Genomic DNA, 12,329 nt, shown 5'->3' with positions numbered 1-12,329 from the left:
CGCTGTCCGTTAGTGTTGGTTGGGGCGCTGCTGCGTTCCCTCCCGCACCCCGATTACCCACCCGATCACGATGAGGGCGGGGTAGGTCAGCTTGTGCGTGTCGATCAGCTCCACCAGGTCCTTTACTTTGCCCACCGCCGATTTCTTGTGCGGCAGCGAGGCATGCTGGATCACAGCCACCGGCATGTCCCCTTTCCCTTCCTGCACATAGGTGGCGGCAATCTCCGCCGCTTTTTTCATGCCCATATAGATAATGACGGTCGCGTTGCTATGCATCGACAGCCGCAGGTCATCAGACAGGGAGCCGTCTTTCTTTGTGCCGGTGATGGCCCAGATGCCCTCGCTCACGGCCCGGTGCGTGAGCGGAATGTCGTCGAAGCCGCTGGCCTGCATGCTCGTGATGCCCGGAATGTAGTGCGCCGGAATGCCGTGCTCCCGGGCAAACAGCACCTCCTCAAACCCTCTCCCGAAGATATAGGGGTCGCCGCCCTTCAGCCGCACCACCAGCCCTTTCTCGAGCGCCTTCTCTTTAATCAGCTCATGGATGCGCTCCTGTGGGGTATAGCTGCCGTAGGGCCTTTTCCCGACATAGATCTTTTCGCAGTCGGGCTTGGTGATGTCCAGCAACTCGCTGTTGGCCAGGTTGTCATAGAGCACCACGTCTGCTTTCTGCAAAATTTTGTACGCTTTCACTGTAATCAGCTCCGGATCGCCGGGGCCGGCACCCACCACATAAAGTTCAGGGGTTATTTCTTGGTCAGGCATGTTACTTGGTGTTATTAAACAGGTATGTGCGCTGCTATTTTATACGACGGTATAGCCGCAGTTGTGTAAAAGAGCGCGCCAGGAAGTGTTGCGCATTTAAATGTACTAAAGTTTTGTCGGCTCCGGCTGTTCTCGCCACTGGCTTCTCCCGAGCCATACCCTGTTGCCAGGCAGGGGGAGTCGACCGTCCGTTGGACCTGAAAACCATACCAGATGCCGTGACGACACAAATGGAGCCGCTGCACTTTTCCAGGTATAGTTAAATTAGTTAGCGAAGCATCGATGATTAGTTACTCACTCATGTTTAAGCAGTCGTGTTTATATGTATAATCAAATTTAATAACTAAAGTATATTGTTTTAGAAACACTATTATAAAATAGGGGGTATCTATGTGTATATCATATATTATACAGTTGCAACCCCTATTTTATAATAGGCAAGTTTAAGATATTTAATAATAATTTTAAAACCTCCCCTATTATTTATAGGGTCATGGAAAAAATTTAAAGTTTTTTAAAATTTTTTCAAACTTAGAAAAGTTTAAAAATAGAGGGCCTTGGTAAGTGATTGTGTGAGAATTGTTAAATTTTCAACCAAGTCAAACCCTATTATAAAAATGTCAACACAAATCCTATATAATGAGATATTGGTAATTATTTTATAAGTTTGATTGTAAGGTTGTTAAAATGATGGGGTTTTAGACCGCATAGTAGTTAAGCAACTCCTATAGGTTATAGAGGGATACCCCATATAGCATTAACATAAATTTTATCAGAAATCAGAAAGTATGGATATGTCTCCGCAAGATTTCCAGACAGTAGTGGTAGTAGGGAATGGAATGGTAGGGTATAAGTTCTGCGAGAAGCTGCTCGCGAAAACCAAAGCCTTTCGTGTGGTGGTGTTTGGCGAAGAGCCCCGGCACGCCTACGACCGGGTACACCTGAGTGAGTACTTCAACGGCAAGTCAGCCGATGACCTGTCGATGTCGCACCTGGGCTGGTACCGCGAGCACAACATCGACCTGCACCTGGGCGACCCCATCATGGAGATTAACCGCACCGAAAAGACAATACACTCCCAGAAAGGCGTCTCGCTGGCGTATGATTACCTCGTGCTGGCCACCGGCTCGTCGGCCTTCGTGCCCGACATACCGGGCGTGGAAAAAGACGGCGTGTTTGTGTACCGCACCATCGAGGACCTGGACCTGATACAGCACTATGCCAAAGCAGCCCGGGTAGGTGCTGTGCTGGGCGGTGGCCTGCTCGGGCTGGAGGCGGCCAAAGCGCTCATCGACCTGGGCATGGAGGAAACGCACGTCATTGAGTTTGCCCCGCGGCTGATGCCCCGGCAGATAGACTCCGCCGGAAGCGCCATGCTCCAGTCTAAACTTGAGTCGCTGGGCCTGCACGTGCACTTGAACAAGAGCACCAGCAGCATTGCGGGGGGCGATACCATCAAAGGGCTTGCTTTTGCCGACGACACCTCGCTGGAGGTAGACATCCTGGTGATCTCGGCGGGCATACGCCCCCGCGACGAGCTGGCCAAACTGGCGGGCCTGGAGACGGGCACGCGCGGCGGCATCGTGGTGAATGAGCAGATGCAGACCAGCGACGCCAGCATTTTCGCCATCGGCGAGTGCGCCCTCTACGACGGGATGATTTACGGCCTGGTGGCCCCGGGCTACGAGATGGCCGAGGTGGTGGCCGCGCAGTTGTGCGCCGGTCAGAGAGCCTTCACGGGCTACGACATGAGCACCAAACTGAAGCTGATCGGGGTGGACGTGGCCAGCTTCGGCGACCCGTTCGTGACCGAGCCCGACAGCCGCTCCATCGTTTTCGAAGACTCCCACAAAGGCATATACAAGCGCATCAACATCAGCAACGACGGCAAGTACCTGCTTGGCGGCGTGCTGATCGGCGACGCAGACGCCTACAACCTCCTGCTGCAAACCGTGAACAACAACATCGTGCTGCCGCCAAACCCCGAAGACCTGATTTTAGGCGCACGGGGCGGCGAGGCCAGCGCGGGGGCAGGGGTGGCCAGCCTGCCCGACGAGGCGCTGATCTGCTCGTGCGAGGCGGTATCCAAAGGGGACATCTGCAGCGCCGTGACAGACCTGAGCGTGATGAACGTGGAGGGGATGAAGAAGTGCAACAAGGCCGGAACGGGCTGCGGCGGCTGCGTGCCGCTGGTGAAGGACCTGATCAACGAGACCCTGAAGGCCAACGGCACCTACATCAAAAACGTGGTGTGCGAGCACTTCGACTATGCCCGCCAGGAGCTGTTTGACCTGGTGAAGATGCACAACATCAGAACCTACGACGATACCCTTGACCAGCTGGGCAAAGGTGACGGCTGCGAAACCTGCAAGCCTGTGGTGGCCAGCATCCTGGCCAGCCTCTGGAACGACGTGATCGTGAAGCAGCACACCATTCAGGACAGCAACGACCGCTACCTGGCCAACATCCAGAAAGGCGGCTCTTACTCGGTGGTGCCGCGCATCCCCGGAGGGGAGATAACACCGGATAAACTGATCGTGATCGGGCAGGTGGCCAAGAAGTACGGCCTCTATACCAAGATCACGGGCGGCCAGCGCATCGACCTGTTCGGGGCGCACCTGAACGACCTGCCGGATATATGGGAGGAGCTCATCGACGCCGGGTTTGAGAGCGGGCACGCGTACGGCAAGGCGCTGCGCACCGTGAAAAGCTGCGTGGGCAGCACCTGGTGCCGCTTCGGCCTGCACGACAGCGTGTCGTTTGCCATTGAGGTGGAAGAGCGCTACCGCGGCATCCGGGCACCGCACAAAATCAAGGGCGGCGTGAGCGGCTGCGTGCGCGAGTGCGCCGAGGCACAGTCGAAAGACTTTGGCATCATCGCCACCGAGAAGGGGTGGAACCTGTTTGTGGGCGGAAACGGCGGCTCCAAGCCGCAGCACGCTCAGCTGCTGGCCACCGACATCGACAAGGAAACCTGCGTGAAGTACCTCGACCGCTACCTGATGTTCTACATCAAAACTGCCGACTCCCTGACCCGCACCGCCACCTGGCTCAACAAGATGGAGGGGGGTATAAGCTATCTCAAAAACGTGATCATCAACGACAGCCTGGGTATAAACGCGCAGCTGGAAGCCGAGATGGCGGCGCTGGTGAACAGTTACCACTGCGAGTGGAAAGAGGTGGTGGACAACCCGGAGCTGCGCAAGCAGTTCTCGCACTTCGTGAACGCCCCGAAAGAGAAAGACCCCAACGTGCAGTTCGACACCATGCGCGAGCAGGTGAAGGCCAAGGAGTGGTAGGGGGTATAGATTTATTTTTAAGCAATTAGACAAAGCAAGATATGGATACGATAGTAGCTGCAGCAGTAGAGTGGGTTTTCGTTTGCACGACAAGCGACATTCCGCAAAATGGAGGTGGTTGCGTGAAGGTGGGCGACGAGCAGATCGCGGTGTTCAACTTCAGCCGCCGGGGTGAGTGGTATGCCACCCAGAACCTGTGCCCGCACAAGCAGCAGATGGTGCTCTCGCGGGGTATGATCGGGAGCACCGGCGACACCTGCGAGCCGAAAGTGGCCTGCCCGTTTCATAAAAAGACCTTTTCGCTCCTTTCAGGCGAGTGCCTCACCGGAGACGACTACGAGCTGAAAACCTACCCCGTGAAAGTGGAGGGCGACCAGGTATACATCGGCATCGAGTAAGGCGCTCGCCGCCATCTACTTGTCCGGCCCCATACCTGCCCGCGCCTATGCACGACCTCACCCACCATACCACCATGCTCCGCAGCGCCCGCGCAGTCGGGGTGCTGTTCTGCTCAAAGCAGACAGTAGAGACGTTCAGGGCACACCTGTTCTCGGCGGAGTGTCTGTTTGAGGTGGCGCGGGCGGCAGGGTTTCTGGGTGCCAAGGCAACGCCGCAGCTTCTTCCGGGCTGCCATGCGGCAACGCTCGACAGTATGGAGCTCTCTTTTGAGTTTCTGGACGGCGAGCAGCACGCGGCCCACTTTCCGGAGGAGGTGCTGCAGCGGACGGGCATCGTGATACTGGGCGAGGCGAAATCCATTGGCCGCGCCGGGGTGGAGATGCAGGTGCTCACTGCCGTAACGGTAGCCGCGCTGGAGATGCTCGACAAACTCAGACCAAGAGACGCGCAACTCGAGATCGGGAGCATCAGACTGCTGGAGGCAAACACCAAAAAGGGCAAGTCCGTAGCAACTTCCCCCACCTGTGCCGTGCTGGTTTGCTCGGATGCGAAAGCCAGCGGCAAGCGCAACGACAACAGCGGCCAGCTCATCCGGCGCATGCTGGAGGAGGCGGGGGCCAGCGTGCCGCACTTCGCGGTGGTGCCGGCCGCCACAGCCCAGATACAGGAGCAACTGCGGGCCTGGGTGGCAGCTGATGTGCCCTTCATCTTCACGACGGGCGGCACAGGGCTGGGAACACAGGGCGATGCCGTGACGGCTGTGGAAGAGTTGTTGGAAAAACGCGCAGAGGGCATCGTGGAGGCCATGCGCTGCCACGGCCAGCAGCGAACCCCGCTGGCCATGCTGAGCCGGGGCGTGGCAGGAACCATCGGCAATACCCTGGTCGTGACGCTGCCGGGCAGCACCAGCGGAGCCCGCGAGGCACTGGAAGCGCTCCTTCCCGCCGTGTTTCACGCCCGCAGGATGATGCGGCGCAGCAGTTAGGTTTAGCACAGTCAATCCAGCGGGGCACAACGCATACAGTATACCAGCCGATCAGGCATTTGACAAGACATTGGCTCTGAAGCACACGGCCACCGCAGAACAGGTGCGTGCATCGCTCGGGCTAAGTTATCCCATACGGCATCATCATGGCCTCGCAACACGCTGAGGCCCGGAGGCGGCAAGCCTTTCATCCACAGATAAAATCAACCCAAAAAAATCAACTTTAGCGAAGATACCATGAAAGGAATCTGTACCCGAATCACCCTTTTTGCAATTGGTCTGTTGCTGCTGTGCGCAGAGGATTCCTTTGCGCAGTTCTCTTTGTCGGCGGAGATACGGCCGCGGGCGGAGTACCGCGACGGCTTCAAGACTGTGCTGGCAGAGAGCAGCTCCCCGGCCTTTTTCGTTGAGCAGCGGTCGCGGCTCAACGCCGATTACCGCGCCGACAGGCTGCGTCTGCGCATGTCGCTGCAGGATGTGCGCATCTGGGGCAGCACCAACCAAATCTATAAAACAGACCCCAGCCTCCTCAATCTCTACGAGGCATACGGCGAGTATAGCCTCACGCCACGGCTGGCGGTGCGGGTGGGGCGGCAGGAGCTGGACTACGACAACGCGCGCTTTCTGGGCAACCTGGACTGGGCGCAGCAGGGCCGCAGCCACGACGCCGTCCGGCTGATGTATGCCGACACGACGGGCTTTGCCGTGCACGTGGGCGGGGCCTTTAACCAGAACGCCGGGTTTGAGCCCGCCAAGCTGGCCGACACCTACTACACAAGCACCGACAACTACAAAACCATGCAGTATGTATGGCTGCACAAAACCTGGGGCGATGCGAAACTGTCGGGCCTGCTCTTTAACGACGGCCGCCAGCGGGCAGCAGACTCCACCGTGTTCTTCCGGCAAACCTACGGGCTGGTGGGCGAGCGGAAAGCGGGGCCGGTGCTGCTGGGAGGCGAGCTATACTACCAGGGCGGCAAAGACCCATCGGGCAAAACCGTGAGCGCCTACCTGGCGGCCCTGAAAGCCACCTTCGCCACCCGCCTCACCCCGCTCACGGTGGGGGTAGACTACCTGTCCGGCTCCGATGCCAACGACACGCGCAACAAAGCCTTTGTGCCCCTGTATGGCACCAACCACGCCTTCTACGGCCTGATGGACTACTTCTACGTGGGCAACAACCACGGGCAGGCCGGGCGCACCGCCGGGCTAGCAGATGTATACCTCAAGACAAGCTTTAAGCTTACTGAGAAGAGCAACCTGCTCGCGCAGGTCCACCACTTCGAATCGGCGGCCACGGTGTATGACCCGGAGGCTGGCGGCAAGCTGTCGTCGCGGCTCGGGGAGGAGATCGACCTGGTATATAGCCTGAACGTGAGCCCCGAATTCAACCTGAAGGCGGGCTACTCGCAGCTCTATGCCACCGAGTCGATGGAGGCGCTGAAAGGCAAGTCCGGGAGCGGCGTTAACCAGTGGGGCTGGCTTATGCTCACCTTCAAGCCGGTCCTGTTTAAGCAGTAATATTTTTTAGGCAAAAACCAGATTTTCCATACCTCAATCAATCACAATTTTAATTCTGACAGTATGAACGCATCAAAAGGAAAAGCATCCTCTATCAATCTCTTCAGCCTGAAGACGATTCCTATGCGCACGTTCCACCTTTCGTGGCTCGCCTTCTTCCTGTGCTTCTTTGGCTGGTTCGGCATTGCGCCGCTGATGGCCGTGGTGCGGGACGAGCTGAACCTCACCAAAGACCAGATCGGCAACATCATTATCTCCTCGGTGGCCATCACGGTGGTGGCCCGCCTGGCCATTGGCTGGCTCTGCGACAAGATCGGGCCGCGCATCGCCTATACCGGCCTGCTGATCATCGGCGCACTCCCGGTCATGTTTATCGGCCTGAGCAACAGCTACGAGTCGTTCCTGCTCTTCAGGCTGGCCATCGGTGTGATCGGGGCCTCGTTTGTGATCACGCAGTACCATACCACCGTCATGTTCGCGCCCAACGTGGTGGGCACGGCCAATGCCACCACCGCCGGCTGGGGTAACCTGGGCGGGGGAATCACGCAGATGGTGATGCCGCTGGTGTTCGCCGCCTTTGTGGGGGCTGGCTTTATACAGGCCGAGGCGTGGCGCTACGCCATGGTGGTGCCGGGTATCGCCATGATCCTGTGCGGCATAGCCTATTACAAGTATACCAAAGACACGCCGCAGGGCAACATCTCGGAACTGTCTGACGCGGCGGCCGCGAAGAAGAAGAAAGACACCGTTCCCTTCTGGAAGGCTGCGGCAGATTACCGGGTATGGGCGCTGTTCGTACTGTACGGCGCCTGCTTCGGTATCGAGCTGACCATCAACAACATTGCCGCCATCTATTACCATGACTACTTCTCCCTCGACCTGGCGACGGCCGGTTTGATTGCAGGTTTGTTCGGGTTGATGAACATTTTCGCCCGTACGCTGGGCGGCTACTTCGGCGACAAGGCCGGTATCCGCTGGGGTCTCTCGGGCAGGGTATGGTTCCTGGGAGCCGTGATACTGGTGGAGGGACTGGCGCTGCTGCTTTTCTCCCAGATGACGGTGCTGCCGCTGTCTATTATCGCGATGGTTGTCTTCAGTCTTTTCGTGCAGATGTCAGAGGGGGCTACCTTCTCGGTGGTGCCGTTCATCAACAAAAAGGGGATGGGCGCGGTGGCGGGCATCGTGGGTGCCGGGGGTAACGCCGGTGCCGTGGCGGCAGGCTTCCTATTTAAGGTAGACGATATGTCGTACCCCGAGGCGCTGTTTATCATCGGGTTGGTAGTGGCCAGTACCTCCGTCCTGACGCTGCTGATACGCTTTTCTCCGGAAATGGAGCACGAGGCGCAAACCGAAATGGAACTGCTGCTGGCCGAGAAACAAACCATGCGCGTAGCCGAGCCTGAGCTTCAGGCCGAGGAGGTATAACGCTGCCTTCAGGGGTATGCGTACGGTGCGGTGAGAAAGCTTCAATTCTATTCTATCTATGGCGCCCCGAAAGCTTTCGGGGTGTCTTACAATAGCGTCGAGTCTGTGACTCGACTGGGCCACAGGCCCATACTATATCGATGGCGCAAGCGTCCTCTTTCCCGGAGCAGAGTCATTTCATTCAAACTATACCAGAGTCAAACCTGCGTGTCATTCTGTAAAGAAACTTGGTAGAAATAGAGGCCCCCTTCCCCCGGGAAGTTAAGCTGATGCTACTGGCCACCAAGATCCTTTCAGGATGACAAAATGGGAGAACGAAACGGCCCGCTCCTTGAAGGCGGATGCCTAAACAGAGCTTCCATCGCAGCTTCATCATCAACATAGAAACAAACAACAATGCCCGTGGATACGCAACAAAAGGATTCTTTCAAAAGCACGTGCTGCTACTGTGGCGTGGGCTGCGGTGTGGTGGTGCGCCGGGAGAAAAACGGAACTGTTGCCGTAGAGGGCGACAAATCCCACCCCGTGAACAAGGGCATGCTCTGCAGCAAAGGCATGAACCTGCAGTATACCGTGAACGACAAGAGCGACCGGCTGCTATACCCCGAGATGCGCTACAGCAAGAGCATGCCACGGCAGCGCGTGAGCTGGGATGCGGCACTGGAACGTACGGCCGCCGTATTCCGGACTTTTATTGAGAAGTATGGGCCGGAGTCGGTAGCGTTTTACGCCTCGGGGCAATGCCTGACGGAAGAGTACTACGTGCTCAACAAGCTGATGAAAGGCTTTATCGGCAGCAACAACATCGACACGAACTCGCGGCTGTGCATGAGCAGCGCGGTGGCAGGGTATAAAATGGCGCTCGGCGAGGACAGCGTGCCCATCTGCTACGACGACATCGAGCTGGCCGACTGCTTCTACGTGACCGGGGCCAACCCCGCTTGGTGCCACCCCATTCTGTGGCGCAGGGTGGAGGCGCACAAGGCCGAGAACCCGGATGTGAAAATCATCGTGGTGGACCCGCGGGTAACCGACACCTGCGCCATCGCGGACCTACACCTACAGCTAAACCCCGGCACCGACGTGACCCTGAACCACGCTATTGGCAGGGTGCTGATTGAGAACGGCGACATTGACCTTGACTTTATCCGGAACCACGCACAGGGCTTTGAGCAGTACCGCGAGGTGGTGTTCCAGAAAACCCTGGCCAGGTCTGCCCAGATCTGCGGACTGACCGAGGAGGCCATCCGGCTGGCGGCGTCCTACATCGGCAATGCCACCGGCTTTATCTCGATGTGGACCATGGGGCTGAACCAAAGCGCCGTGGGCGTGAACAAAAACCTGAGCCTGCTGAACCTGAGTCTGATTACGGGGCAAATAGGAAAGCCGGGCTCTGGGCCTTTTTCCCTGACGGGCCAGCCCAACGCCATGGGCGGCCGGGAAGTGGGCGGCCTGAGCAACCTGCTGGCGGCGCACCGCAACCTGAACGACCCGGCGCACCGCGCGGAGGTGCAGCAGTTCTGGGGCGGCGGAGTTATCTCCGGGAAGCCGGGCCTCACGGCCACCGAGATGTTCGAGGCCCTGAACGACGGCCGCCTGAAAGCGATCTGGATTCTGTGCACCAACCCCCTCACCAGCCTGCCCAATGCGCGCATGGCCGAGGAGGGCCTGAAGAAGGCGAAGTTTGTGGTGGTGCAGGAGATCAGCAACAAACCCGAGACGCTGGCTTACGCAGACGTGGTGCTGCCTGCCGCCGCCTGGGCCGAGAAGGAGGGAACCATGACCAACTCGGAGCGACGCGTAACCTACCTCGACAAAGTGATTGATGCGCCGGGGGAGGCCCTGCCCGATGCCGAGATCATCTGCCGATTCGCCCGCAAGATGGGCTACCGCGGGTTCGACTATGTTAGCTTTGCCGACATCTACAAAGAGCACACGCAGCTCACCGCCGGCACCAACATCGACGCGACCGGCCTGAGCTACGAGATGCTGCAGACAAACCGGAGCCTGCAGTGGCCTTTTAAGACCGGCGATACAGGCAACGGCACCGCACGGCTCTTCACGGACAAGGTGTTTTATACCCCCTCCCGCAAGGCCATCATCCATGCCCCGTCTGATGCGCAGACCAGCGAGCAGCCCGACGCGGATTTCCCGCTCATCCTGACCACGGGCCGTATCCGCGACCAGTGGCACACTATGACCAAGACCGGCAAAGTGAACAAGCTGAAGAAGCACATCGGCCAGGCTTTTCTGGAGATTCACCCTGCCGACGCGGAGTGCCTGCACATTGCCGGGGGCGATATTGTGGAAGTGACCTCGCGGCGGGGAGAGGTGCGCGTAAAGGCGAAGCTGTCGGCCAATATAAAGCAGGGCGTGGTATTCCTGCCGATGCACTGGGGCAAGATTCTGGGCAGCGACCTGCACCGCGCCAACAATGTGACCAACGACCAGCTGGACCCGATCTCGAAGGAGCCGGACTTCAAGTTCTGCGCCGTGCAGGTGCAGAAATACAGCAAGCCGTTTGAGCGCATTGTTGTGATAGGCGCCGGGGCGGGTGCCTACGGGTTCGTCAAGTCTTACCGGGAAGTGAACCCTGATGATGCGATCACGATTTTCAGCAAGGAGGACTTCCCGTTCTACAACCGCGTGATGCTCCCGGACTATATCAGCGGGCAGCAAAGCTGGCAGCAGCTCGTGAAGATGCCCGACTCGGAGGAACCGGCTTATAACATTGAGCTGCTCCGGGGCGTGAGCGTGGAGAAGATTGACCGGGAAAACAAAATCGTGACGGACTCCAGGGGCATCGAAACGCCTTATGATGTGCTGGTGATGGCCACGGGCAGCCGTGCCGCCGTGCCCAAGCACATGCCGTCCTTGCCGGGCATCTTTACGATGCGCAACCGCCTGGATGCCGACGGTTTTAAGAGCCATGTGCCGGAAAACGGGCATGTGGTGATTGTGGGCGGGGGCTTACTGGGGCTGGAAATGGCCGCATCGCTGCGCGAGATCGGTATAAAAATTACCATCATTCAACGGGTGTCGCGCTTCCTCAACCGGCAGCTCGACCCGCTGGGCAGTCAGCTGCTGCACGAGGAAATGGTGGACCAGGGCTGCGACATCTATTACAACGATGAGGTGCAGCTCTATTATGGGCGGTCGAAGCTGACCGGAATCGGGCTCAAGAGTGGCCACCGGATAGACTGCGACGCCATGATCATCGCCATCGGCACCGTGCCCAACCTGGAACTGGCCCGTGCCTGCGGCCTCGACTGCAAGCGCGGGGTGCTGGTAAACGAGAAGCTGCAGACCAACGACCCAAGCATTTACGCCATCGGTGAGATCGCGGAGTTTGAGGGCGTGCTGTATGGCATCACGGCGGCGGCAGAGCAGCAGGCCGAGGTGGTGGCGCAGCACCTGAACGGCAACATCGCGAGCTACTACGAGGGCAGCACCTTCATGAACATCATCAAGATACACGGCTTCGACCTGTGCAGCATCGGGTTGGCCGAGAGCCCGGACGAGGAGCAGTATGAGGAGGTGGTGTTTATCGACAAGTCGAAGCGCTACTACAAAAAGTGCATCATTCATCAGGACAGATTGGTGGGCACGATCCTGATCGGGGACAAGACCGAGTTTCAGGAGTATAAAGAGCTGATAGCAAATAAAATAGAGCTGAGTGAGAAGCGTCTGCAGCTGCTGCGGAGCGGCAAAAAAGCGGAGCCGGTACTGGGCAGGCTGGTGTGCAGTTGCAACAACGTGGGAAGCGGCAACATTAGCCAGAAGGTGGCAGCAGGCTGCACGGACCTGAAGGCGCTGTGCAGCAGCACCGGGGCCGGAACGGGCTGCGGCTCCTGCAGGCCGGAGGTGAAACAACTGCTGGAAGCGGCGCTCCGTGCCAGCATGCAGGAGGCGGTAAGCGAAACACATGGTTGATT

Annotated in this window: 7 protein-coding genes; 6 read left to right on the top strand and 1 reads right to left on the bottom strand. The window is 58.2% G+C overall.

Going from position 1 to position 12,329, the window contains the following annotated elements; translation table 11 throughout:
- Positions 1-9: 9 nt before the first annotated feature.
- Entirely contained in the window at positions 10-765 is a 756-nt protein-coding gene (gene cobA / locus MKJ04_RS17205; RefSeq protein WP_241642899.1) for a uroporphyrinogen-III C-methyltransferase, read from the bottom strand.
- 794 nt (positions 766-1,559) lie between these two features.
- On the opposite strand from cobA, the gene nirB reads away from it, so the two are divergent.
- The 6 genes from nirB (at position 1,560) to MKJ04_RS17175 (ending at position 12,327) form a co-directional block, all read left to right on the top strand.
- Positions 1,560-4,064, top strand: a complete 2,505-nt coding sequence (gene nirB, locus MKJ04_RS17200; protein ID WP_241642898.1) for a nitrite reductase large subunit NirB — start codon at positions 1,560-1,562, stop codon at positions 4,062-4,064.
- Positions 4,065-4,105: 41 nt separating this feature from the next.
- Complete coding sequence (nirD, locus tag MKJ04_RS17195; RefSeq protein ID WP_241642897.1) at positions 4,106-4,462, top strand: nitrite reductase small subunit NirD; 357 nt, start codon at positions 4,106-4,108, stop codon at positions 4,460-4,462.
- Positions 4,463-4,509: 47 nt separating this feature from the next.
- On the top strand, positions 4,510-5,448 hold the full coding sequence (locus MKJ04_RS17190; RefSeq protein WP_241642896.1) for a molybdenum cofactor synthesis domain-containing protein: 939 nt from the start codon (positions 4,510-4,512) through the stop codon (positions 5,446-5,448).
- Between the two features lie 237 nt (positions 5,449-5,685).
- Positions 5,686-6,969 (top strand): alginate export family protein, encoded by a 1,284-nt coding sequence (locus MKJ04_RS17185; protein WP_241642895.1) that lies wholly within the window; start codon positions 5,686-5,688, stop codon positions 6,967-6,969.
- Between the two features lie 63 nt (positions 6,970-7,032).
- Entirely contained in the window at positions 7,033-8,394 is a 1,362-nt protein-coding gene (locus tag MKJ04_RS17180) for an MFS transporter (protein WP_241642894.1), read from the top strand.
- 402 nt (positions 8,395-8,796) lie between these two features.
- On the top strand, positions 8,797-12,327 hold the full coding sequence (locus MKJ04_RS17175; RefSeq protein ID WP_241642893.1) for a molybdopterin-dependent oxidoreductase: 3,531 nt from the start codon (positions 8,797-8,799) through the stop codon (positions 12,325-12,327).
- Positions 12,328-12,329: the final 2 nt, after the last annotated feature.

This window comes from Pontibacter sp. E15-1, from assembly GCF_022601975.1.
Lineage (GTDB): Bacteria > Bacteroidota > Bacteroidia > Cytophagales > Hymenobacteraceae > Pontibacter.
This window is presented reverse-complemented; position numbering and strand designations above follow the sequence as displayed.